Origin of the sequence: Moritella sp. 24, from assembly GCF_018219155.1 — a bacterium.
Classification (GTDB): domain Bacteria; phylum Pseudomonadota; class Gammaproteobacteria; order Enterobacterales; family Moritellaceae; genus Moritella.
Genome location: NZ_CP056123.1, coordinates 2,052,575 through 2,078,145 on the forward strand (window position 1 = coordinate 2,052,575; position 25,571 = coordinate 2,078,145).

Here is a 25,571-nt window from a genome sequence, read left to right on the forward strand (position 1 = left end):
AAGAGTCTTTGTTTTAATTTTGTTCATGATATGTAAGTGCTTATAATCGTTGTTTTATTTGCCTTTTGAACAAGAAATAAACAAGGGCTTTCATTTGAAAGAGATTTGTTATGAAAATAATAAAATTCTGTGATCCACGTCAATATAATAATAACAATGCTCAATGGAGCTGAGTGAGCGATATCGTGAAAAAGCAAAGACCTGTAAATTTAGATCTGCAGACTATTAGCATGCCAATCACAGCAATCGCATCTATCTTACACCGTATTTCTGGTGTAATAATGCTGGTCGCAGTGGGTATCCTATTATGGTTACTGACAGAATCATTATCTTCTGAACAAGGTTTCCAAAATGCACAAGAAATTGTGTCTGGTTTCTTTGGTACATTCATCCTTTGGGGTATCCTAACTGCACTTGCATATCATATTGCTGGTGGCATCCGTCATTTATTGATGGACATGGGTTATTTCGAAGAACTTGAATCGGGTGCGTTAAGTGCGAAAGTATCTTTTGTTGCAACCGCTGTTTTATCAATCCTAGCGGGGATAATGGTATGGTAACTAACGCTGCAAGTTATGGTCGTAGTGGTACTCATGATTTTATCATGATCCGTGCAACTGCCATCATCATGGCACTTTATACATTTTATTTTGTTGGTTTTGTTGCATTTAATGACCTTACTTACCAAGTATGGACTGATTTTTTTGCAAGTACTGGCAATAAAGTATTCACACTTCTTACCCTTATAGCTATCGTCATCCATGCGTGGATTGGTGTATGGCAGGTATTAACTGACTATGTTAAATCAACTGGTTTACGTGGTGCATTACAGTTTGTTCTAACAACCACTGCATTTATTTATGCGCTTGTTGGTTTTGTTGTTCTTTGGGGGTTATAAGTGAGTATTCCAGTTCGCGAATTTGACGCAGTAGTTATTGGTGCCGGTGGCGCTGGTATGCGTGCTGCGCTATCAATATCTAAGTCAGGTAAAAGTTGTGCGCTTTTATCTAAAGTTTTTCCAACTCGTTCACATACCGTATCTGCTCAAGGTGGTATTACCGTTGCTTTAGGTAATTCACATGAAGATGATTGGACATGGCACATGTACGATACTGTTAAAGGTTCTGATTATATCGGTGACCAAGACGCTATCGAATTTATGTGTAAAACGGGCCCTGAAGCTATTTTAGAACTTGAGCATATGGGTTTACCATTCTCTCGTTTTGAAAACGGCACTATTTACCAACGTCCATTTGGTGGTCAGTCACTTGCATACGGTGGCGCTCAAGCGGCTCGTACAGCAGCTGCAGCCGATCGTACAGGTCATGCATTACTTCATCTTCTTTACCAACAAAACGTAAAGAACGAAACGAAAGTTTTCTCTGAATGGTATGCATTAGATCTTGTTAAAAATGATGACGGTATCATCACTGGCTGTACAGCAATTGATATTGAAACAGGTGAAATCTGTTACTTCAAATCAAAAGCAACGGTATTTGCTACGGGTGGTGCAGGTCGTATCTATTCTTCAACGACAAATGCACACATTAACACTGGTGACGGTGTTGGTATGGCTATCCGTGCTGGCATCCCAGTACAAGATATGGAAATGTGGCAGTTCCACCCGACTGGTATTGCAGGTGCAGGTGTGCTTGTAACGGAAGGTTGTCGTGGTGAAGGTGGTTACCTTCTAAATAAAGATGGCGAACGTTTCATGGAACGTTATGCGCCAAACGCAAAAGATCTTGCTGGTCGTGATGTTGTTGCTCGTTCAATGATGACTGAGATCCGTGAAGGTCGTGCGTGTGATGGTCCTTGGGGTCCACACATTAAACTTAAACTTGATCACCTTGGTGAAGAAGTACTTGAATCACGCCTACCGGGTATTTGTGAATTATCTCGTACATTCGCGCACGTTGATCCAGTAAAAGAACCAATTCCAGTAATTCCGACTTGTCATTATATGATGGGTGGCTTACCTGCGAATGTTAACGGTGAAGTACTAACACGTAATGAAGAAGGTAACATGGAAGTTGTTGCTGGTTTATTTGCTGTTGGTGAAATCGCATGTGTATCAGTACATGGTGCAAACCGCTTAGGTGGTAATTCACTACTCGATTTAGTTGTATTTGGTCGTGCTGCAGGTAACTACCTTGGTACTGCACTGGATAGTATTCCAGATCCAAAAGAAGCGACTGATGCAAATGTTGACGCATCGCTTGAACGTTTGAACCGTTGGGAAAATAACCAAGACGGTGAAGATCCTGTTCAGATTCGTAAAGATTTACAAGAATGTATGCAGCTTAACTTCTCGGTATTCCGCGAAGGCGAGTCAATGGCTGAAGGTCTTGAGCAGCTACGAACTATTCGTAAGCGTTTAGATAATGCACGTTTGGATGACACATCAACTGAATTTAATACCCAACGTATTGAATGTCTAGAGCTAGATAACTTGATGGAAACAGCTTATGCAACAGCGCATGCTGCTAACTTCCGTACAGAAAGTCGTGGTGCTCACAGTCGTTTTGATTATCCAGATCGTGATGATGCGAATTGGTTATGTCATTCTCTGTACTTACCGACAAGTGAAGAAATGACAACTCGTGACGTGAACTTATCACCGAACTTGTTAACTGAAGAGCAGCTGAAGCACTTTGTGCCGAAAGCACGCGTTTACTAAACATAAGGGATCAATATGCAAGTTAAATTTTCTATTTATCGCTATAACCCTGATGTTGATAGCAAACCAAAAATGAAAGAAATGAACCTTGAAGTACCTGAAGGTTCGGACATGATGGTTCTTGATGCACTTATCTTATTAAAAGAAAAAGATGCATCTTTAGCTTTCCGTCGTTCTTGTCGTGAAGGTGTATGTGGATCTGATGGCGTAAACATGAATGGCAAAAACGGCCTAGCATGTATTACACCTCTGTCTGATTTAGATATGAGCAAAACGATTGTAATTCGACCGCTACCTGGTTTACCAGTGGTCCGAGATCTCGTTATTGATATGTCGCAGTTTTATGATAATTATGCGCGTATTAAACCGTTCTTAATTACAGACGATAGTGCTATTCCACCAGCTCGCGAGAACCTTCAGTCACCTGAAGAACGTGAAAAGTTAGATGGACTATATGAGTGTATCTTATGTGCATGTTGTTCAACATCATGCCCATCATTCTGGTGGAACCCTGACAAGTTCGTTGGTCCTGCAGGCTTATTAGCGGCTTACCGTTTCTTAGTCGATAGTCGTGACTCAGCAACTGATCAACGCTTATCAGAATTAGACGATGCGTTTAGTGTATTCCGTTGTCACGGTATTATGAACTGTGTAAACGTGTGTCCTAAAGGTCTAAATCCTACAAAAGCAATCGGTAATATTAAATCTATGTTACTACAACGTGCGGTGTAGCAATGTTTTTTGTTAGTTTTTAGTTACAATGGTCATTCCGTTGGGAATGGCCAAGTAATTTGAAATCTTTGCTACCATCTCTGGCGCGGTGGACATTTAAAGTAAAAAGGGCAGAGAATGCAGAATAACGTCATGAAAGCCTGGTTAGAATCCTCTCATCTAGCCGGTGCGAACCAGACATATATTGAAGATCTATATGAGCAATTTTTGGCAGATCCAGATTCAGTTGGCGAAGAATGGCAAACTGTATTTTTAGGTTTACCTAAAATTGATAATACGAAGGAAGTTCCACACGGTCCTGTAAAGGATTATTTCATTCGCCTTGCGAAAGATACCTCTCGTTATGCAGCTCAAGTAAGTGACCCGCATAATGATTCGAAACAAGTTAAAGTATTACAGTTAATTAATGCTTTCCGTTTTCGTGGTCACCAGCATGCGAACTTAGATCCATTAGGTATATGGGCACGTGACCGTGTACAAGACCTAGATCCTGCATATCACACACTTTCTGATGCTGACTTTGACGCTAACTTTAATGTTGGTTCATACGCGATTGGCCAAGAAAGCATGAAATTAAGTGATCTTTATGCTTCGCTACAAAAAACTTACTGTGGTTCAATTGCTGCTGAATATATGCACATTGTATCTACAGAAGAAAAACGCTGGATTCAAAGTCGTTTAGAGTCTGTTGAAAGCAGTCCAGAGTTTGAAAAACAAGATAAATTAAGATTTTTGGAAAGCTTAACTGCTGCCGAAGGTCTAGAAAAGTATTTAGGTGCTAAGTTCCCTGGTGCAAAACGTTTCTCCCTCGAAGGTGGCGATGCACTAATTCCAATGATGAAAGAATTAATTCGTCGTAGTGGTGAACAAGGTATTAAAGAAGCAGTTATTGGTATGGCGCATCGCGGCAGACTGAATATGCTGGTTAACGTACTTGGCAAAAAACCGGCTGACCTGTTTGATGAATTCGCAGGAAAACACAGTGATGTATGGGGAGCGGGTGACGTTAAGTATCACCAAGGTTTCAGCTCTGATTTCAATACACCTGGCGGTAACGTACATTTAGCACTTGCTTTTAATCCATCGCATTTAGAAATTGTTAACCCAGTAGTAATGGGATCTGTTCGTGCACGTCAAGAACGTCTTGGTAGCACAAATGGTGATGAAGTACTGGCGATCACAATTCATGGTGATTCTGCAATTGCTGGTCAAGGCGTCGTAGCTGAGACATTTAATATGTCACAAACACGTGCTTATGGCATTGGTGGTACGGTACGTATTGTTGTTAATAACCAAGTTGGTTTCACAACATCAAATCCAAAAGATATGCGTTCGACAGAATATTGTACGGATATCGCAAAAATGGTTCAGGCACCGATCTTCCATGTAAATGCAGATGATCCTGAAGCTGTTGTATTGGTAACTCAAATTGCGCTTGATTTCCGTAATACATTCAAACGCGATGTTGTTATCGATTTAGTTTGTTATCGCCGTCATGGTCATAATGAAGCTGATGAACCAAGTGCAACACAGCCTTTAATGTACAAGAAAATTAAAAAACACCCAACACCACGTAAGATTTATGCAGATCAGCTTGTGAATGAAGCTGTCATTGATGCTGCTGAAGCGACAGGTTTCATTAACGAATATCGTGACTTGCTCGATGATGGTGAATGTGTTGTTAAAGAATGGCGTCCAATGCAACAACATTCTGTTGATTGGAACCCGTACTTAAAACACGAATGGGATATGCCTTATCAGTCACAAGTTCCTCAAGAGACATTGTCTGATCTTGCGTTGAAAATGACAGTTGTACCTGAAGGACACAAGATCCAATCTCGTGTACAGAAAATTTACAACGATCGTGTTGCAATGGCAAATGGTGAGAAACCTTGTGATTGGGGCTTTGCTGAAACACTGGCATATGCAACATTACTTGACGACAACTATAAAGTACGTATTACTGGACAAGATGTTGGCCGTGGTACTTTCTTCCATCGTCATGCTGTTGTTCATAATCAAGATAATGCAAGCACGTATACACCATTAGCTAATTTAAAACCTGACCAAGGTGAGCTAACGATCCACGATTCAGTATTGTCTGAAGAAGCGGTATTAGCATTTGAATATGGTTATGCGACAACTGAGCCAAGTGGTTTAACTATTTGGGAAGCACAATTTGGTGATTTCGCCAATGGTGCTCAAGTTGTATTTGATCAATTCCTTTCTTCTGGTGAGCAGAAATGGGGCCGTATGTGTGGTCTAACAGTAATGTTACCACATGGTTATGAAGGACAGGGTCCTGAGCATTCATCTGCACGCTTAGAGCGTTATATGCAAATGTGTGCTGAGCATAACTGGCAAGTATGTGTACCGAGTACACCTGCGCAAGTTTACCATATGCTTCGTCGCCAAACTGTACGTCCTATGCGTCGTCCACTTATCGTAATGACACCTAAATCATTGTTACGTCACCCATTAGCGATTTCTGATTTGTCTGAATTAGCGGAAGGTACGTTCCAGAATATTATCGGTGAAATTGACGAGCTTGATCCAACACAAGTTAAACGTGTTGTTATGTGTAGCGGTAAGGTTTATTTCGATTTACTCGAAACACGCCGTAAAACTGGCCAGACTGATGTTGCTATTGTACGTATTGAACAGCTTTATCCTTTCCCACATGCGGAAATTGCAGCTGTCTTTGCACAATATCAACATGTAGAACAGTTTGTTTGGTGTCAAGAAGAGCCTCAGAATCAGGGCGCTTGGTACTCAAGTCAGCATCACTTCTGGGAATCAATCCCGCAAGGTTCGAAACTAAGTTACGCTGGACGTGCTGCATCAGCATCACCAGCAGTCGGTTATATGTCTGTACATACAAAACAACAGTTAGCACTTATTGAAGATGCACTTACTGTTGCGCAGAAATAGTTTATTAAAGGAATTATGAAAATGACAATTGAAATTGTGGTACCTGTACTACCAGAATCAGTAGCTGACGCAGCGGTAGCAACTTGGCATAAAAGCCCAGGTGATGCTGTTGAACGTGACGAAATAATTGTAGAAATTGAAACCGACAAAGTTATTTTAGAAGTTCCAGCAGTTGAATCTGGTGTTCTTGTTGAAATTCTAGAAGAAGAAGGCGCAACGGTTCTTGGCCAACAAGTTATTGGTCGTTTGAAAGCGGGCGCTGTTGCTGGTGAAGAAACAAAAGATAAGCCAGCAGAAGTAAGCGAAGAAAGTGTTGACGCAAGTCCAGCTGTTCGTCGTCTTATTGCAGAAAAAGGTTTAGATGCATCTAAGATTGCTGGCACTGGTAAAAATGGCTTAATCACAAAAGAAGATGTTGAGAAAGCATTAGCTCCAGCACCTGTAGCAAAAGCGGCTGCACCAGCTCCGGCTGTTGCTCCAGTAGAGCTGCAAGCGGGCCGTAGCGAAAAACGTGTTGCGATGACGCGTCTTCGTAAGCGTATAGCTGAACGTCTATTAGAAGCTAAAAACTCAACTGCAATGCTAACAACGTTTAACGAAATCAACATGAAACCTATCATGGATATTCGTAAACAATATAAAGACGTATTTGAAGAACGTCACGGTATTCGTTTAGGCTTTATGTCTTTCTACGTGAAAGCGGTTGTTGAAGCACTAAAACGTTACCCTGAAGTGAACGCTTCAATCGATGGTACAGACATCGTTTACCACAACTACTTTGATGTGAGCATTGCTATTTCAACGCCACGTGGTCTAGTAACTCCGGTACTACGTGATTGCGATACAATGAGTCTTGCTGATATCGAGAAGAACATCCGTGAACTAGCGCTTAAAGGTCGTGACGGTAAACTGTCAATCGAAGACTTAACTGGCGGTAACTTCACTGTTACAAATGGCGGTGTATTTGGTTCATTAATGTCAACTCCAATCATTAACCCACCACAAAGCGCAATCTTGGGTATGCATAAAATCCAAGATCGCCCAATGGCTGTTGATGGTAAAGTTGAAATTCTACCTATGATGTACCTAGCATTATCTTACGATCACCGTTTAGTTGATGGTAAAGAATCAGTAGGTTTCTTGGTAACTGTAAAAGAATTATTAGAAGACCCAACTCGTCTTCTTTTAGATGTGTAATATTTAGTTAATTTATTTAGTTGCTTACGCCTCATGTCGGGGCGTAAGTTCTCGGGACAAGCCCTAGTGGCTAATAACATGGATATACGAGCATGAATCTGCATGAGTATCAGGCAAAACAACTTTTTGCTGAATATGGTTTGCCAGTTCCTGAAGGTTACGCGACAAACGTACCTCACGAAGCGGCAGCTTTCGCTGACAAAATTGGTGGCGATAAATGGGTTGTTAAGTGTCAAGTACACGCAGGCGGCCGTGGTAAAGCAGGTGGCGTTAAGCTTGTAACATCTAAAGATGAAATTACCGCATTTGCTGAACATTGGTTAGGTAAGAACTTAGTTACTTATCAAACGGATGAAAACGGTCAACCAGTATCACAAATTTTAGTTGAAGCTGCTGGCGATATCGCAAATGAACTTTATCTAGGTGCGGTTATTGACCGTGGTTCACGTAAAGTTGTATTTATGGCATCAACTGAAGGTGGTGTTGATATTGAGACTGTTGCTGAACAAACTCCTGAGTTAATTCACAAAGCAACAATTGATCCGCTTGTTGGTGCACAGCCTTATCAAGCACGTGAACTTGCATTCAAACTTGGTTTACAAGGTACGCAAATCAAACAGTTTACACAGATCTTTATGGGTCTAGCTAAAATGTTCACTGATTCTGATATGGCGCTTCTTGAAATCAACCCACTTATCATTACTGGTGCGGGTGATCTTGTTTGTTTAGATGGTAAAATTACTATTGATTCAAATGCACTGTATCGCCAACCTAAATTACGCTTAATGCAAGATGTTACTCAAGAAGATGCACGTGAAGCTCACGCTGCTAAATTTGAATTAAACTATGTTGCATTAGACGGTAGTATTGGTTGCATGGTTAACGGTGCTGGTCTAGCAATGGGCACGATGGATATTGTTAACATCCATGGTGGCAAGCCTGCTAACTTCCTTGATGTAGGCGGCGGCGCAACAAAAGAACGTGTTGCTGAAGCATTCAAAATCATTCTTTCTGATGACAATGTTAAAGCCGTACTAGTTAATATCTTTGGTGGTATCGTGCGTTGTGACATGATCGCTGAAGGTATTATTGGTGCAGTACAAGAAGTGGGTGTTCAGGTACCTGTAGTTGTACGCCTTGAAGGTAACAATGCAGAATTAGGTCGTGAAGTACTGGCTAAATCTGATTTAAATATTATTGCAGCGTCTAGCCTAACAGATGCAGCGCAGCAAGTTGTTGCAGCAGCGGAGGGCAAATAAATGAGCGTTTTAATTAATAAAGATACTAAAGTAATCTGTCAAGGTTTCACAGGTGGTCAAGGTACTTTCCATTCTGAGCAAGCTATTGATTACGGAACGCAAATGGTTGGTGGTGTTTCTCCTGGTAAAGGCGGCACGACACATTTAGGTCTTCCTGTATTTAATACAGTACGTGATGCGGTAGAAACAACGGGCGCAACAGCATCTGTAATCTATGTTCCAGCACCGTTCTGTAAAGATGCTATTTTAGAAGCTATTGATGCTGGTATCGAGCTTATCGTTTGTATTACAGAAGGTATTCCGACTGTTGATATGATTGAAGTTAAAGTTAAACTTGATCAACAAAATGTACGTATGATCGGTCCTAACTGTCCGGGTGTTATCACTCCGGGTGAATGTAAGATTGGTATTATGCCTGGTCACATTCATAAACCAGGTAAAATTGGTATTGTTTCACGCTCTGGTACACTTACGTACGAAGCAGTAAAACAAACAACTGATGAAGGTTACGGCCAATCGACTTGTGTTGGTATTGGTGGTGATCCAATCCCAGGTACAAACTTTATTGACGTACTTGAATTATTCGAAAAAGATCCACAAACAGAAGCAATCGTAATGATTGGTGAAATTGGTGGTACAGCAGAAGAAGAAGCTGCTGCTTATATTAAAGCGAATGTAACTAAACCTGTTGTTTCTTACATTGCGGGTGTTACTGCGCCTGCTGGTAAGCGTATGGGTCATGCTGGTGCAATTATCGCTGGCGGTAAAGGTACTGCAGATGAGAAATTTGCTGCACTAGAAGATGCTGGTGTATCAACAGTACGTTCACTTGCTGATATTGGTTCCGCTTTACGTGCAAAATTAGGTTAATACCTGTTTTGTTTATAATAAAACCACCTTCGGGTGGTTTTTTTATGTGTGCATTATCTACTTTCAGAGTCTATATTATTAATCATGGGGTCGAATAAATATTAATGTTTTATTTACGTTAATTCTCTCCCTCTGAGCTAATTTTGTATTCTTTAGGAGTAATAATAATGGAAATGTCACGACCTCATGATGGAATAATTATTTTACAGCTTGCTACGGACCTAGATACCGAGCACGTAGTCAGTATTCAACCAAAATTAGAGGCATTGGTTGATGAGTATGCAGAGAATATCATCTTAGACTTCACCCGTGTCAACTTTATCGATTCAACTGGTATTGGCGCTATTGTTTTTTTATTCAAAAGATTAACGTCTCAACGCCGTACACTTTCTCTTCTTAAAGTCTCAGGTCAGCCGTATAAATTAATGACGATGCTACGTGTTGAAAATGCAATTCCTTTTATTGAAAATGTAGCTGAATGTGATGCAAGTCGCTCGGCATAAGTAACAGCCGTAAGGTATTGAATGAATAAATTATTGCTATGGATAGCTATATGCGTTTCTCTTTCTGCTTGTACAAATTGGCCTCGAGAAGGCTATTTTGAAAATACAACATTGGAAACTGAGAAACGAATCCAATTTAAAAAACATTATGAGTATTTAAATTTACATCTTTCTGTCGCTAATCTACGGGGCGCTGAAACCTGTACACCAGCTTATGTGAACGTTGTTAATAATATTAATAGCCGTGTTGAAAAAGCAATTGCTGTTGAAGATTCTCAAGATATAAATGTTGAGATGGCGATCTTAGAAAGCAATATTACCGATTTAATTGTTAATTTAAACCGAGTAAGTGCTAATACCAATTGCGCACAGCCACCTCGTTTACTTACATCAACGTTTGTTCACCCCTTAACATATCAACTTGACCTGCTACTTTACTGTGCTCCTCAGTTTCAAGAAGGACAGGCTGTGATGACTGAATTGTATAAGGTATGCCTTCGCCAAGTTAGCTTCCTGCTTTTAGATAATCCTGATGTTGTGATTGAATATACAAAATATAAGCTGTTTGAACCTGTAAAAAACGCTGATCTTGAAGATTCAGATATTAATTATAATCAAGAGATTGTTATACATGACGTTGTGACTATTACCGATGTTAATCGTGATCTAGCTGTCAACGCTGACAGTAATGACGATTATAATGACGTTATGCGTAAATACTTGGTATTTGATCAAATACCAAGTGTTGATGTAGAACAGCTATCACCAATAGAATTAAATATTACTCAAGTACATACACCTGTTCAAGTTCAAGAATTTCAAGTAGTAAATAAAGATAGTGCATTGTTTCAACCTGATTCAGATGTGAATTATGCAATAGACCTTAAGGATGTTGAATTACTTAACTTACGCACTGATGCAATTTTTAACTATGTATCAAGTTTAATTTCAGATGATCAAAAGAATAGTATCATTTATGAAGACCTTAAGTTCAATGATAAACCGCCTTCAGACCCCGTTATTACAACACTTATGTGGAAATTAAAGAGCAATAAAGTTGTCGATCACAAAGTAAAAAATTGGCGTTTTTTACTTTCAGAAGGTGAGCAGTTTAGTGATGCGGCATTGCCGAAAGGAATCGCTTTATGAAACTAACATTATTTTTTTTGGTTTTTTTATTTTCATCCTCTATGGCTTTAGCGGAAAATAAAATAATTGATTCTGGAGATCAATTATTTATTTTTATGCCGGGTGAGAAAGACTTTGAAAAACCCTTTCAAGTCAACTCGAGTGGTTTTATACAGCTTCCTGAAGTGGGGAAGATACACGTAAAAGGTAAAACTTTACCTATCGTACTCGAAGAATTAAAGCAGTCCCTCAGTGTCGTTTTTCGTGATATATCAAAATTATATATAGAATTCAGAGCGCGTGAAAAACTCGTTACAGTATTGGGGTATGTTAATAACCCACGTGAAGTCGTATTACCAGAACTTGGTAACGTCCAAATGGCATTGAATAAAGCTGGAGGGATGTTAGCGGGTGCTCAACTCGATAATATGCAGCTACAGCGTGGTGGTGAAGTTATTATATTTAACTTTAAACGTTATTTAGAAACGGGTGATGATAACGAACTACCGACGCTAAAATCTGGAGACATCATATTTGTACCATCATCGCCATTAACGGGCAATGTGCAGATGTTATTTGATGCGACGTCCTTAAAATCAGGTGGTGATGCCAGTGACACTCAAAGAGCTGTGACTGTTTTTGGTGAAGTAAATGCGCCAGGAACATTCTCTTATGTGTCTGGAATGACGATTATTGAAAGTTTAATGAAAGCCAATGGTGTAACTCGTTATGCCAATGTTGGAAAAATAAGAGTAATGGGGACGAAGGAACCGCAAATTTTTGATTTGAAGTTATACCTAGATACTGGCGACGTGTCTAAGTTACCGAAGATAAGACCTGGTACGACTATCTTTGTTCCTATTCAGGTTGAAGATATTAAAGTGGGTTTACAAGTAGTCTATGTCATGGGGCAAGTTAATAAACCCGGTGCATTTGAAGGTCGTGAGGGTATTACCTTTATGGATATGCTTGCAAATGCCGGTGGACCGAACAGATATGCTGATACCCAGCAAATCAGAGTATTGAAAGTTTCTGGTGAAACATTCCGTTTTGATTTGAAAAAATATTCCGATGATCCTGAAAATAACCCCTTTCCTGTTATTGAAGGTGGGGATGTGATTTTTGTACCTGAAAAAGCAGATATGATTGAAAAATCATGGCTAATTGAGTCTCACAATGAGGCGATTAAAATCATTGGTGCGGTTAAAAATCCAGGACGTTACCAGTGGGATGATGGCATGACATTCCTCGATTTACTTGGCCATGCAGAAGGACCAACTGAAAAAGCTGATTTATCAAAAGTAATGGTGATTGGTAATGATGGATTAGGTGAACGTCAATTTTTTGATTTAGAAAAATTCATGAAAGTTGGTGGTGACTACCTCACGTTACCACAGCTATCCGCTGGTGATACTGTTATGTTTACCGAATTACCCGATGACCCTACAGATAATAAGTCAAAGTGGATAAAGCAAGAATCAGAATCTTCGATTTATATTCTAGGCTCTGTTGGTGCACCTGGTCGTTATGCGTTTAATAGTCGATTAGACTTTTTAGATTTACTTTCTGCTGCAGATGGTCCAACTAATGATGCAGATATTAAACATATAAAAGTCACACACCGTAATAACCATTATGCTAAATCATCAACATTAGATTTAGATATGTACTTTGAGACGGGAGATGAAAGCCTTTTACCACAAGTATTGCCTGGTGATACGATCTATATACCAGCGAAGAGTGATCAAGGGGAGTTAAATAATACGGTTAATATTGTACAAGTATTAGGTGCTGTGCATAACCCCGGTCGTTATAAGTACGATTCTTCACTTGATGTCGTTGGTATATTGACAATGGCAGGTGGGCCAACATCAGAGGCTTATATAGATCGAATTGTGATTGTTACAAAACGTGGAGAAATGAAGCACACTGCGCGCACGTTTAATATGAAGCATTACTTTACTCAACCTGATTATCGAGATATTCCAATTATTCATGCTGGGGACACTATATATATTCCTAATGAAAAAGAATCTAATTGGAGCCAGTTGCTGGATATACTCGGTAGTGCGTTAAGTGTTGTCACACTCTTTATTGTTGGGTCTTCGTTATGAATATATTACCGGAAACGTTTGTAGAGATTGAGCAGGTCTATCAGGTAATCGCGAATGAAAATATTAAATCACTAGCGGTTAATTGTTCTCAAGGGAAAGAAGGTGCAACAGAGCTTGTTTTAGCGTTAGCTCGACGTCATAAAGTCGCTGGAAGTAAGGTATTAATTGTAGATCTTAATACCTTCAAACCAGCAATAACGAATGAATATATTAAGGGTAAGCAATCATGGTCGCTTGATGATGCAGATTCGCAAACGGCGTGTATTACTCCATTTTCAGATATGATTGATATATTACCAGCACCGCAGAGTGAACAAGATCAAAATATTAGCTTCCGAGATGAAAAAAACCTCAAAAATGCGATCCAGTTTTGGCGACAACACTATAATTTTATTATATTTGATACATGTGCAATAACGCGTACTAACTTTTCAAATATACCGGGTGAAGTTATTGCTAGGGGGTGTGATGCAAGTTTATTTGTCGTTGCGCCGGGTGTTTCGCTAGAGAGTAATGTATTGAAAGCAATTAAAATATTTAAATATAACAATGTTAAATTGCTTGGGACTGTTATTAATGATGTAAATTGTCCGCCGCTTGATATGCAATTTAGGAATTCAGTTCGTCGACGGTTAAAGCGGTTTCCCATTTTTAAACAGTGGCTACTTAATCGCATCTCTAGCGTCGAACTCTTAAAGGGTAAATTTGGACGATAATGAAAACACAACTTTTTGCTAAGCAATACCCACTAAAACTTGACTCCATTAGTGAAGTAAGGCGTCTTCTAACGACATTATGTCATCAATTGACGCTTGAACAAGCTGAAGTCGATCGGGTTGCGTTAGTATTAGCTGAGTACCTTTCGAACCTTTATTTTCATAATAAAGGTTCAATTAATTGGTTTAGTATTGAGTTAACAGGAAGCAAGGGAAATTGGTATTTTGCTGTGTCTGATAGCGGTAATAGTTTTGATCCTTATGCCGTTAATGTGAATGATATATTTAATGGCGAATTACTGACTGGTGGTATGGGCATCGCGCTCATACAAAAGAATAACCCTGACGGCAGTTATGTGAGTAATAATGGGGTTAACCAATTCTCTTGTCCATTAAAGGAACAGAGTAATAAATTAAAAGTGGTGATTGTTGATGATGACCAAATTCTATTATGGGCATATAGGGGTTATTTTCAGCATGATTTTGTAGTTCATATTTTCTCGAGTGCACAAATAGCGCTTAAATTTATTGAGCATGAAGGCTGTGATCTGATTATTGCAGATATTCATATGCCGGAAATGTCAGGGTTCGAGTTTAGGCTTAAAGTTGAATCTTTTGACCGAGGGCTATTAACGCCGTTTGTATTTTTAACGGGAGACGATAACTTATCAGTGCAAGAGCAAGCAGCAGAGGTCTCTATTGATGCTTACTTGATTAAACCGATAACTAAAACCTCATTATTAACGGTTTGTAATCGCGTGATACGGAGGACTAATCAACTTGCATTACATTATCAACAACGGGTTGTGGAATCGCTTAGTCGCCCATTTAAACCATCATTACCATCACATGCGGATGATTGGAATTTATCATTAGCACATACTCCAGCCAGTGAAGGCGGAGGGGATTTTGTATTTTTCCATGATTATGGAGAAAGTAAGCTTCTGATTTTAGGTGATATTATGGGGCATGGGCCTGTTGCTAAATTTCATAGTTTTGCAATAATGGGCTATCTAGAAGGACTGATAACATCTACGGCAATATGCCCGGCTAAGTTGCTCGCGGGCTTGTCACAACGGTTATATCTAAATCAGCTTTTAGAAACCAGTATGTTAACTTGCATTGTTATAAAGCTAACGGGAGAGGAATGTGAAATTGCGACAGCAGGACATCCTCAGCCTTACCTGTTACATGAAACGGGTTACGACGCAATTGATTGTAAGGGGACTGTTTTAGGGCTATTACCAAATGAACAATATTCCGCTGTTCGCGTGTCTTTAAATGCAGGAGAAAAGCTTTTTTTCTATTCAGATGGGATTTTCGAAAATATTGATAGAAATTGTGATTGTATTGACAATATACTAACTGGTATTAAAGGTACTACAGCGCAATGTGTGCTAGACCAATTATGGTTACGTTTCGAATCACTTTTATCGGAACAATTACAGGATGATGCGACTGCAATAGTCATTGATCTAAATAATAAGTTTAAATTAAAAATATGAGGTAAAAGAGATGGAAAACACAGCTATAAATGAAACGGTATTCTCTCAATTGTTAGTTGATGTAGGTGAAGAAATGTTACCTGCATTAGTTGCTGTTTTTAATGAAGAAACAACAGAACGTATTTCTGAATTAGAGTTGTTGGTTGTCAATGTTGATAACCATAAAGTGGCTCAAAATTGTCACAGTATAAAAAGTAGTGCTGGTACGTATGGTGCACTCGTTGTGCAACAACATGCTGAAGAGTTAGAAATTATGGCAAAGTCAAATCATACGGATGAAGTACAAGAGAAATTGCCATTACTGATCGGTAGTCTACAAGACGCAATTAACGAACTGTCGTTAAGATGTGATTAACAACAGACTCAATGGCCTCTTTTAATTTTACTCGGTCATGATAGTTTTTGTTCATATCTTCACGCAAGTCATGGATATAGGTAGAGTAACTCAGCTCTGATTGCTTATCTATATCCTGTATAACAGCATTGATAAATGGAAAACCGACCGTATTTTCACACCACTGTAAACGTTCCTGTAGAGGCCGCTTAGAAGCTGGGCCAATTTCATGTTGTAAATTACCCAAATAAATCACTTTTGCGTTTGTTCTGCGTAGGGCTTTTTGTATATCACTCAGTAGAAGGGGAGGCATGATACTGGTTAAAAATGATCCCGGCCCTAATAATATCAATTCAGCTTTTTCGATGGCTTGTACCGCTTCTAATGTAGCAGATACATTGGGTTGAACAGTTAATTGATGTGGAAACTCATGCATCTTATCTACAGATACTTCACCGTGAACATCATTACCACTAGGTGTGACAGCAATTAAATCACTTGGGTGCTCAGACATGGGAATCAACTGACATTCGACATGGAGCATATTGCGAATAAGGTTAACAGCATCTAAAGGGCGCACACAGAGATTATCTAGCGCAACCAGCATCAGATTACCTAAGTTGTGATTTTTTAGCTCCCCTTCGTTTTGAAAGCGATATTCAAACAATAAAGAACCAATATCAGGCTGAGTGACTAATTGGTTAATACAATTACGAACATCTCCCCAGGCAATACAGTTTTCAGAATGTCTCAACCGTCCTGTTGAGCCACCATTATCTGTAGTTGTTACTATGCCTGTTAATCTTGAACCTAAAAAGGAAAGAGAAGAGAGTACACGGCCTAAACCATGACCACCGCCAATAGCGACAACCTTATCGAGATCTGAAAGTGATTTTTGTAACATATCTAAATACTAAATTAAGTGAATAATATAATGTCATCATATCCTGAAATAAATTGTTTTGATAATTATGTTCGCTTTATTTGCTGGAATAATAAACAAATCACTGATGAAATTAACTATTTTGAGCTATGAAAACAGTGATTATAAAAGATGACTACATTGGAATTAGTTCTTTTATGACTTGTAGCGTGCGAGCGCAATTAGGTTGCTGCAATAACTGTTGCTTTTGCTCAACAGGTATCGGCAATAGCTCTAACCAACGCTGTGATATCCAGCTCGCATTATCCATTTCTTTTGATGTGTAGAGTTCATTTAATTCTGGATGTTGCTCGAAAATGTCAGTTAACTTGTCAGTTAAATATCTATCTTGCTCTATAATGTCTTGGGCGGGCCAATTTGAAATGTAATGTATATCAGCTACTTTCAACCCATCTTCTTCGATTATGATAGCATCGATAACAAACCGATCTATGCCTTCTATAATAATCCCTAGAAAGCCATCATCAAGGGAATAGAAGTCAACAATTTTCACATGAGTACCAATAGGGGAAATACGTCCAAATGGACCACTCTTTTGGTTATCAATCATGGCAATCCCAAATCCAGTCATCGCTTTCGCACTTTCTTTGATCATGCGTATATAACGTTCTTCAATAATGCGTAAAGGGAGTTTACCGTCAGGTAAAATATGTGATGGTAATGGATAAAGTGCAAGTTGAGTTGATTGCAAGAGTATGCTCATTCGTCATTGGATATATGATTAAGGATAGTCTTGTTTGAATGGTTTGCTTTTTTGAGGAAAAAATAGAGATAAAAACATAAACGAGTCTACATTTTTATCTCTAATATTTGATTATGCGCTAGTTTTATTAAACTCAAGATACATAACAGCAGCTTCAACACGTGAACTTGCTTCTAGTTTCTTTAATAAACTCTTAACGTGAACTTTTACAGTACCTTCAGAAATATGTAGGTTACTTGCAACGTGTTTATTGCTGTAGCCTTTTGAAATTTCAAGTAGGATTTGATTTTCACGTTTCGTTAGCTTCGCTAATTTTTCTTCAAAATTGTTATCTTCATGAAGACAATCTAAATAGCCCAATAAGCTTTCAGAAAGTGCCTGCTGGCCAGATAACACATCTTGAAGTTGTGCTAGCAATAGATCCGGTTCTGAATCTTTTAGTAAATAACCATCTGCACCCGCATTAATTAAGCGGATCACGTCTTGTTTGTTATCAGAAACTGTTAAAATAACAACACGTGAACTTAACTCTTCAGAGCGAAGTGCTTTTAATGTGTCTAACCCTGACATGCCTTTCATGTTCAAATCAAGTAAAACAAGATCTGGTTCATGCTGTTTGGCAAGAGTGATAGCTTCCACGCCATCGCTGGCTTCACCAATAACATTAAATTTTTCTTCTAATGTAAGAAGTTGGACAATCCCTTTACGCATTAGTGGATGATCATCTACAACTAAAATTGTGTAACTATTCTCAAGCATGTTTGTTTTCCCTATCGAAGGTAAGTAATACCAAGGTGCCTTGTATTATATTGTTTTTTATTTCTAATTTAGCGCCTAGTTTCGAAGCGCGTTCACCCATTATATTTAGGCCGTAATGATTAGATTTAGTTGGATTTGCTGGAATTCCATCACCATCATCCGAAATAGATACTTTTATAGTACCATTTTTATTCATCCCACAGTCAATCATTATTTCGTTTGAGTTCGCATGTTTGATGGAATTTAATACAGCTTCTCTAATTATTTGCAATATATGGATGTGTTGGTTGGGTTTAAATAAATGTTCCTCTAATTCGTAGCTTAGATGAATTTTCGATTTTGTGCGTTGGCGAAGCTGTGCAAGCATGATTGAAATGGCTTCTGAAAGGTTCGCATCATCAAGTGTTAAACGGAATGTATTTAATAATTCCCTAAGTTGTGTGTAAGATAATTTTAAGTTTGTATCGATCTCTTCCACAATTTCATTCGTGGTGGGTGTTATTTCTTGATTTTTTAAATGACGTTTTAATAACGCGACTTGAATTTTTAGATAAGAAAGTGCTTGTGCGAGTGAATCATGTAGTTCACGGGCAATAACTGCACGTTCTTCCATTAGAAGCGAACGCTGTGCTTCTAGGTTACTTTGAGAGCGATGTTGTGCTCGAGAAAGAATTCGGCAGTAGCTTTGTATGTGCTCTTGATCTTTTAATTCACGTTTTAATACTGTGAATGTACCAAAAGATTGCTCTTCGAGTTCCAGTTTTAAATCAACGGTTTCTTCGCCGTTATTAGAGCCTGCGTTTAGATAAATAGTTTCAACTTCAGAACCCGTTAATACCAGTCTGTAAAAGTTTAAACCATTGAGTTCAGAGACATTTTGTAAGGTTTGTTCAAGCATGTCAGCGTTAAGATGGGTAACGTGTAGTTTTTGTGACGTCGTGTATAAGAAATTGATTTTATCTTTAGCTTCTTTTAATTGCTTTGTTTTAGCGTCAACTTGTTGCTCTAGCGTACTGTATAGCTTGTTTAAATCTTTGGCCATATGCGAAATGTTGCTCGCCAGTGAACCAATTTCATTCTCATAGAAAAAATCAAATGAAACATCAAATTCACCTTTTCTAATTTGGTTCGATGCCGCAAATATCTGTTGTAAGGGTTTTAACACCTGAACTTGCATAAGACGAATAGTGATAATACAGACAGCAAAAATAAGTCCGATACCAAGGCCCTTTATTAATGTAATAATTTTAACTTTGTATTCAGAATGATTTTGTAAATTCTGTACAAAATTATCAATTTCTAATACAAAATCGTCGACTTCCTCTAAGAATAGCTTGGGGTTATCACTGTATAAGATATCTAATTGAGTTTGCCACTGGGTATCGACATCCATGAATTCTTTTTTCAGTTTTGATGTGATATCCCAATTATCGACAATATTATTTTTAATGTGTGCGAGTGATTGGTTAAAGGTATCAATATGATTTTGACGTAATATCTCGGAATCGTCTCTGGATAAATTGTAAGCGATTTGATAGCTTTGCATTCTTAATGCGCCGGCTTTATTAATCGATGAGGCGTCGGAAAGACTTAGTGATAACGCAACTAAGGAAATAAACGTTAGCATTGACGCAAGAGCCAGTATGCTGAACATTCCGCGACCGATTAAAATGATAATAGACTGATGAGAGGGGATTATATTTTTTATCATGTTCACTTTATGATTAATTGAGCGTTAAGTAGTCCAATAATTTACCCTGCAATTTAACTTCGATCAATGATTTCTCATTTTCTACTATAATTACTTGGATCTATCTCTTTAAATTATTTTAAAAATAGTTTAACTTTAGCGACAATTAACATTTATTATAAATTCATTATTATAAATAAAACTCCGATCCTTATGATCTAAATTTATTTTTCAATAGATATGATCCTAAGGACTCATAGCAGATGCATTTGCTATAAGGGTTTAATCAGAAATGGTTAGGCCTCCCGTATTTGGAAAGGTGTTTATGCAACTTCAAGATCAGTTTTCGCGTAAATTTTATTATTTACGCTTATCAATTACAGACGTTTGTAATTTCAAATGTAACTACTGCTTACCAGATGGTTATAAAGCCGAAGGTAAACCTGAATTTTTAGGACGTGATGAATTACGTCGTATTGTCACTGGCTTTGCTGAAATGGGTACTGAAAAGGTCCGTATCACAGGTGGTGAACCTTCACTAAGAAAAGATTTTACTGATATTATTTCAGATATTTCTTCAATTCCTAAAATCAATAAAGTCGCGACAACCACAAATGGGTTTAATCTTGACAAGTATGCACAAGATTGGCGTGATGCAGGCCTTGATGCGCTGAATGTCAGCATTGATAGTCTTGACCCTCGTATGTTTCGTCAGATCACCGGCAAAAATATGTTCCATAAAGTAATGGCTGGCCTTGATGCTGCTTTTACTGCTGGCTTTGAAACGGTGAAAGTGAATACCGTATTAATGCGTAATCTGAATGATATTGAACTTGGTGATTTTTTAAATTGGATCAAAACAAGGCCAATTCAATTACGCTTTATTGAGTTGATGCAGACGGGGGATAATCAAGCGTTGTTTGATAAACACCATGTTTCAGGTTCAAGCATCCGAGATAAATTGATGCTACAAGGTTGGGTAAGTAAAGTCAGAGGCAAGGCCGATGGTCCTGCTCAAGTTTTTGTTCATCCTGATTTTGTTGGTGAGATTGGTTTGATCATGCCGTACGAAAAGAACTTTTGTTCAACATGTAACCGTTTACGTGTTTCAACAAAAGGACGTTTACACTTGTGTTTATTTGGTGAAGATGGTGTTGAATTACGTGATTTGCTCCAAGAAGACAGCCAGCAGCCTGAATTAATTTCTCGTGTTGTTGAACATATGTCTGATAAAAAATCGACTCACTTCCTTCAGCAAGGCATTACAGCAAATACACCTCACCTTGCTTCAATCGGCGGTTAATTTACCGCTATTTCAATATCTAAGCCTGTCGTGACTAGGTATTTATTCTTCTTTATCCCAAAATTATAGCGTAGAACTTATTTACGCTATAATTATTCATGCATATCGTTCTCTATTGTCTATAATTTATTAATTTATTTATCAATATTAAATATTGATAATATTAACCCCACACTTAAAGTGTGACGCAGGTCACACTTGTTTTTTGATCTGGAATAACATTTTATTGAGTTACCCACTAGTGAGTATTTTATGGGTAGGGGATATATTATTAAATGGATATTCACATTTGGCTATATTTAATGTGAATCAAAGTACATTACGTAACGTTTACTATAATTTTTAATTTGGTTGTTCTTATGAGTATTAATTTAGCGCGACGTTCTTTTTTCCGTCGTAAAGAACAAGATAATGTTATACGTCTACCTTGGCTAAAAGCAAATTTAGAATTTACAGACAAATGCACTCGCTGTGGGGATTGCCAGACTGCTTGTCCAGAAAGCGTGATTATTTTGGGGGATGGAGGATTTCCTGAAATTGATTTTAGCGCATCTGAATGCAATTTTTGTAAAGAGTGTGTAAATCACTGTAAAGAAGATTTGTTTGATTTAACTCAGGTTCAAGCTTGGAATAATAAAGCGACTATTTCAAATGGCTGCTTGAATATTGAATCTGTATATTGTCGAAGTTGTGCGGAATCTTGTGAATCCGAAGCTTTGAAATTTAATTTTACTAATACAACTTTTGTCAGCCCTGATGTTGTATTAGATGATTGTAATGGTTGTGGTGCTTGTGTTTCAGTTTGCCCTGTTAATGCAATCGCTGTGAAGCTCAACCGTTAAATTTAGTTATTAAGAATACGTTTTATAATAATTATAAGGTCATAAAATGGCAGAACAAGAAATTCATATATCGAGTTTAATTATTCACGTAAAACCAGAGTCATTGCTGGACGTGAAGAATAAAATCGCTGCAATACCAGAAGCTGAAATCTACGGTGATAGTGAAGAGGGAAAAATTATCGTCGTATTGGAAACAGCTAATCAGAAATTTGTGACTGACATTATTGATAACATTAATAATCTCGAACATGTCTTAAGTACTTCTCTTGTTTTTCATCAAATTGAAACTATCGATCTATCATGTGAGGATGATCTATGAAATTAACCAGACGTGCGTTTGTTAAAGCAAATGCTGCAGTCTCTGCGGCTGCAATTGCTGGCGTTACACTTCCTACTAGTGCAACTAATCTTATTGCAAGTAGTGATGAGACTAAAATTAAGTGGGACAAAGCGCCATGTCGTTTCTGCGGAACAGGTTGCTCTGTACTTGTAGGTACACAAGGCGGTAAAGTTGTTGCGACTCAAGGCGATCCTGAAGCGCCTGTGAACAAAGGTCTTAACTGTGTTAAAGGCTATTTCTTATCTAAAATCATGTATGGTAAAGATCGTTTAACGACTCCTCTATTACGTATGAGAGACGGTAAATTTGCTAAAGACGGCGAATTCGCACCGATTTCATGGGATCAAGCTTTTGATATCATGGCAGAGAAGTGGAAAGCATCATTAAAAGCAAACGGTCCAACATCTGTTGGTATGTTCGGTTCTGGTCAATGGACTGTAATGGAAGGTTATGCTGCTGTTAAATTGATGAAAGCTGGTTTCCGTTCAAATAATATCGATCCTAACGCGCGTCACTGTATGGCTTCTGCGGTTGGTGGTTTCATGCGTACGTTCGGTATCGATGAGCCAATGGGTTGTTATGATGACTTCGAAAATGCAGACTCGTTTGTACTTTGGGGTTCAAACATGGCTGAGATGCATCCAATCCTATGGACGCGTATTACAGACCGTCGTTTAAGTAATCCACATGTAAAAGTAAACGTATTATCAACGTATAAGCATCGTTCATTTGAACTTGCTGATACTGGTGTTGTTTTCAATCCACAATCAGATCTAGCAATGGCTAACTTTATTGCTAACTACATCATCCAAAACGATGCTGTAAACTGGGATTTTGTTAACAAACATACTCATTTCAAACGTACTGCAACCGATATCGGTTATGGTCTACGTGACGAACATCCACTACAACAGAAAGCGAAAAATCCTAACTCAGGTAAATTGTCAGCAATGACATTTGAAGAATACAAAGCATCTGTTGCAGAATACACAATTGAAAAAGCATCTGAATTATCAGGTGTATCAGAAGAAAAACTACTGATTCTAGCGAAGCAGTACGCGGATCCAAACACGAAAGTAATGTCGTTATGGACAATGGGTATGAATCAACATACTCGTGGCGTATGGATGAATAGCCTTGTTTACAATATCCATTTACTTGTAGGTAAAATCTCACAGCCTGGTAACGGTCCGTTCTCACTGACTGGTCAACCATCAGCATGTGGTACTGCACGTGAAGTGGGTACATTCTCACACCGTCTACCTGCAGATATGATGGTTGCGAATCCGAAGCATCGTGCAACTGCTGAAAAAATTTGGAAATTACCTGAAGGTACTATTCCACCGAAACCAGGTCTGCATGCTGTTGCACAAAACCGTGCATTAAAAGACGGTACGTTAAATGCGTATTGGACTATGTGTAATAACAACATGCAAGCAGCTCCAAACATGATGGAAGAAGGTTTACCGGGTTACCGTAATCCAGCTAACTTCATCGTTTGTTCTGACCCGTACCCAACAGTAACTGCACAAGCATCTGACCTTATTTTACCAACAGCAATGTGGGTAGAGAAAGAAGGCGCATACGGTAACGCTGAACGTCGTACGCAAGCTTGGTATCAACAAGTTAAATCTGTTGAAGGTGCAAAATCAGATTTATGGCAGTTAATGGAATTCTCTAAACGCTTCAAGATTGAAGAAGTGTGGGGCGAAGATCTAATCGCTAAAATGCCTGAAGTTCGTGGTAAAACGATGTATGACGTACTGTATAAAAACGGTAACGTTGACGCATTCCCACTAAGTGAAGCGCAAGAGCTAAATGATGATGCTAATGATCAAGGCTTCTATGTACAAAAAGGTCTATTCGAAGAATACGCTACCTTTGGTCGTGGCCATGGTCATGATTTAGCACCATACGATGTTTACCATACAGTACGTGGTTTGCGTTGGCCTGTTGTAAATGGCGTTGAAACGAAATGGCGTTTTGCAGAAGGCAGTGATCCTTACGTAGGTAAAGGTAAAGGTTTTGAGTTCTATGGTAAGCCAGATGGTAAAGCAAACATCATCTTCGCACCGTATGAAGCGCCACCAGAAATGCCAAATGAAGAATATGACATGTGGCTATGTACTGGTCGTGTATTAGAACATTGGCATTCAGGTACAATGACGGCGCGTGTTCCTGAGCTATATCGTGCAATGCCAGATGCGCTTTGTTATATCCACCCTGACGATGCTAAAAAACGTAATGTACGTCGTGGTGATGAAGTTCTTATTGAATCAGTTCGTGGTGAAGTGCGTTGTCGTGTGGAAACACGTGGCCGTAACCGCCCACCAGTAGGCTTAGTATTTGTACCTTGGTTTGATGCGCGAGTATTAATTAACAAAGTATGTCTAGATGCTACGGATCCGTTATCAAAACAAACGGATTATAAAAAATGTGCAATTAAAATTACCAAAGTGTAATTCAAACTGCATATCTTACTGAATGAGTTTGCCAGTAAACGATACTGGCAAATAACGGACTTACTTGCCAATAGGCGGAGAACATAATATGAGAAAATTATTGGCTGTACTGCTAGCTGCAGGGACTTTATTCTCTGTATCAGCACAAAGTACAGAAACTGCTGAAATTGAGAATGTAAACAACGGTGGCGTTGCATCGCTGCGTGGTATCACTGAGTTAGATACAACACGTAAAGCGGATGAACTGAAACGCGTAATCAAAGATCGTAGCCCAATCGATCGTGATTATGTATATCAACCACCACTTGTTCCGCATCAAACACGTCATTATGAAGTGTCTTTAAATGCGAACAAATGTTTGTCATGCCACAGCTGGAAATATGCTGGTGAAATGGGCGCGACTAAAATCAGTGTAACGCATTACCAATCACGTGAAGGCGAAGTATTATCGGACGTATCACCACGTCGTTATTTCTGTCTACAGTGCCATGTTACACAAGCAGATGCAGCACCGTTAATCGACAATGACTTTAAACGTGTAGATTCATTACGCTAACGAA

23 protein-coding genes and 1 riboswitch are annotated in these 25,571 nt (G+C 38.7%); of the genes, 19 read left to right on the top strand and 4 right to left on the bottom strand.

The window, feature by feature from the left end; genetic code table 11:
* The first annotated feature begins 173 nt into the window (after nucleotides 1-173).
* The 14 genes from sdhC (at nucleotide 174) to HWV00_RS09315 (ending at nucleotide 15,990) form a co-directional block, all read left to right on the top strand.
* On the top strand, nucleotides 174-560 hold the full coding sequence (gene sdhC, locus HWV00_RS09250; RefSeq protein WP_211685828.1) for a succinate dehydrogenase cytochrome b556 subunit: 387 nt from the start codon (nucleotides 174-176) through the stop codon (nucleotides 558-560).
* Entirely contained in the window at nucleotides 554-898 is a 345-nt protein-coding gene (gene sdhD / locus HWV00_RS09255; protein WP_211685830.1) for a succinate dehydrogenase, hydrophobic membrane anchor protein, read from the top strand. Before sdhC ends, sdhD begins: the two co-directional genes overlap by 7 nt.
* Complete coding sequence (sdhA, locus tag HWV00_RS09260) at nucleotides 899-2,680, top strand: succinate dehydrogenase flavoprotein subunit (RefSeq protein ID WP_211685832.1); 1,782 nt, start codon at nucleotides 899-901, stop codon at nucleotides 2,678-2,680.
* Nucleotides 2,681-2,695: 15 nt separating this feature from the next.
* On the top strand, nucleotides 2,696-3,412 hold the full coding sequence (locus HWV00_RS09265; RefSeq protein ID WP_211685834.1) for a succinate dehydrogenase iron-sulfur subunit: 717 nt from the start codon (nucleotides 2,696-2,698) through the stop codon (nucleotides 3,410-3,412).
* A 117-nt stretch (nucleotides 3,413-3,529) separates the two neighbouring features.
* Nucleotides 3,530-6,343: a 2-oxoglutarate dehydrogenase E1 component gene (gene sucA / locus HWV00_RS09270; protein WP_211685835.1), complete on the top strand. Its 2,814-nt coding sequence runs from the start codon at nucleotides 3,530-3,532 to the stop codon at nucleotides 6,341-6,343.
* 21 nt (nucleotides 6,344-6,364) lie between these two features.
* On the top strand, nucleotides 6,365-7,540 hold the full coding sequence (gene odhB / locus HWV00_RS09275; protein ID WP_211685837.1) for a 2-oxoglutarate dehydrogenase complex dihydrolipoyllysine-residue succinyltransferase: 1,176 nt from the start codon (nucleotides 6,365-6,367) through the stop codon (nucleotides 7,538-7,540).
* A 92-nt stretch (nucleotides 7,541-7,632) separates the two neighbouring features.
* Nucleotides 7,633-8,799 carry an ADP-forming succinate--CoA ligase subunit beta gene (sucC, locus tag HWV00_RS09280; RefSeq protein ID WP_211685839.1) on the top strand — a complete coding sequence of 389 codons (1,167 nt, stop codon included), beginning with the start codon at nucleotides 7,633-7,635 and terminating at the stop codon, nucleotides 8,797-8,799.
* Nucleotides 8,800-9,669: a succinate--CoA ligase subunit alpha gene (gene sucD / locus HWV00_RS09285; RefSeq protein WP_211685841.1), complete on the top strand. Its 870-nt coding sequence runs from the start codon at nucleotides 8,800-8,802 to the stop codon at nucleotides 9,667-9,669. It begins immediately after the preceding gene.
* Nucleotides 9,670-9,836: 167 nt separating this feature from the next.
* Complete coding sequence (locus tag HWV00_RS09290; RefSeq protein ID WP_211685843.1) at nucleotides 9,837-10,172, top strand: STAS domain-containing protein; 336 nt, start codon at nucleotides 9,837-9,839, stop codon at nucleotides 10,170-10,172.
* A 21-nt stretch (nucleotides 10,173-10,193) separates the two neighbouring features.
* A complete protein-coding gene (locus tag HWV00_RS09295; RefSeq protein WP_211685845.1) occupies nucleotides 10,194-11,321 on the top strand; it encodes a hypothetical protein in 1,128 nt (375 codons plus the stop codon).
* Nucleotides 11,318-13,414: an SLBB domain-containing protein gene (locus HWV00_RS09300; protein ID WP_211685846.1), complete on the top strand. Its 2,097-nt coding sequence runs from the start codon at nucleotides 11,318-11,320 to the stop codon at nucleotides 13,412-13,414. Before HWV00_RS09295 ends, HWV00_RS09300 begins: the two co-directional genes overlap by 4 nt.
* Nucleotides 13,411-14,130 carry a chromosome partitioning protein gene (locus HWV00_RS09305; RefSeq protein ID WP_211685848.1) on the top strand — a complete coding sequence of 240 codons (720 nt, stop codon included), beginning with the start codon at nucleotides 13,411-13,413 and terminating at the stop codon, nucleotides 14,128-14,130. Before HWV00_RS09300 ends, HWV00_RS09305 begins: the two co-directional genes overlap by 4 nt.
* A complete protein-coding gene (locus HWV00_RS09310) occupies nucleotides 14,130-15,635 on the top strand; it encodes a SpoIIE family protein phosphatase (RefSeq protein ID WP_211685850.1) in 1,506 nt (501 codons plus the stop codon). The genes HWV00_RS09305 and HWV00_RS09310 overlap by 1 nt, the downstream gene beginning before the upstream one ends.
* Nucleotides 15,636-15,645: 10 nt before the next feature.
* Entirely contained in the window at nucleotides 15,646-15,990 is a 345-nt protein-coding gene (locus tag HWV00_RS09315; protein WP_211685852.1) for an Hpt domain-containing protein, read from the top strand.
* On the opposite strand, the gene yvcK is transcribed toward HWV00_RS09315, so the two are convergent.
* From yvcK to narQ, 4 genes are all read right to left on the bottom strand, one after another.
* Nucleotides 15,962-16,873 (bottom strand): uridine diphosphate-N-acetylglucosamine-binding protein YvcK, encoded by a 912-nt coding sequence (gene yvcK / locus HWV00_RS09320; protein WP_211685854.1) that lies wholly within the window; start codon nucleotides 16,871-16,873, stop codon nucleotides 15,962-15,964. The genes HWV00_RS09315 and yvcK overlap by 29 nt on opposite strands.
* A gap of 154 nt (nucleotides 16,874-17,027) precedes the next feature.
* Nucleotides 17,028-17,603: an LON peptidase substrate-binding domain-containing protein gene (locus HWV00_RS09325; protein ID WP_211685856.1), complete on the bottom strand. Its 576-nt coding sequence runs from the start codon at nucleotides 17,601-17,603 to the stop codon at nucleotides 17,028-17,030.
* A 123-nt stretch (nucleotides 17,604-17,726) separates the two neighbouring features.
* Nucleotides 17,727-18,374, bottom strand: a complete 648-nt coding sequence (gene narL / locus HWV00_RS09330) for a two-component system response regulator NarL (RefSeq protein ID WP_211685858.1) — start codon at nucleotides 18,372-18,374, stop codon at nucleotides 17,727-17,729.
* A complete protein-coding gene (gene narQ / locus HWV00_RS09335) occupies nucleotides 18,367-20,028 on the bottom strand; it encodes a nitrate/nitrite two-component system sensor histidine kinase NarQ (protein ID WP_255554989.1) in 1,662 nt (553 codons plus the stop codon). The genes narL and narQ overlap by 8 nt, the downstream gene beginning before the upstream one ends.
* A gap of 226 nt (nucleotides 20,029-20,254) precedes the next feature.
* Nucleotides 20,255-20,402, top strand: a riboswitch (molybdenum cofactor riboswitch).
* Between narQ and moaA the strand changes: the two genes are divergently transcribed.
* The 5 genes from moaA to HWV00_RS09360 all read left to right on the top strand — a co-directional run bounded on the left by moaA (nucleotide 20,390) and on the right by HWV00_RS09360 (nucleotide 25,567).
* Nucleotides 20,390-21,367 carry a GTP 3',8-cyclase MoaA gene (gene moaA / locus HWV00_RS09340; RefSeq protein ID WP_211685862.1) on the top strand — a complete coding sequence of 326 codons (978 nt, stop codon included), beginning with the start codon at nucleotides 20,390-20,392 and terminating at the stop codon, nucleotides 21,365-21,367. Its footprint overlaps the riboswitch before it by 13 nt.
* A gap of 359 nt (nucleotides 21,368-21,726) precedes the next feature.
* Nucleotides 21,727-22,209: a ferredoxin-type protein NapF gene (gene napF, locus HWV00_RS09345; protein WP_211685865.1), complete on the top strand. Its 483-nt coding sequence runs from the start codon at nucleotides 21,727-21,729 to the stop codon at nucleotides 22,207-22,209.
* A 46-nt stretch (nucleotides 22,210-22,255) separates the two neighbouring features.
* A complete protein-coding gene (locus HWV00_RS09350) occupies nucleotides 22,256-22,528 on the top strand; it encodes a chaperone NapD (RefSeq protein WP_211685867.1) in 273 nt (90 codons plus the stop codon).
* Complete coding sequence (gene napA, locus HWV00_RS09355; RefSeq protein ID WP_211685869.1) at nucleotides 22,525-25,011, top strand: periplasmic nitrate reductase subunit alpha; 2,487 nt, start codon at nucleotides 22,525-22,527, stop codon at nucleotides 25,009-25,011. Before HWV00_RS09350 ends, napA begins: the two co-directional genes overlap by 4 nt.
* Before the next feature lie 88 nt (nucleotides 25,012-25,099).
* Nucleotides 25,100-25,567, top strand: coding sequence for a nitrate reductase cytochrome c-type subunit (locus HWV00_RS09360; protein ID WP_211685871.1), 468 nt, complete (start codon nucleotides 25,100-25,102; stop codon nucleotides 25,565-25,567).
* The last annotated feature ends 4 nt before the right edge of the window (nucleotides 25,568-25,571 follow it).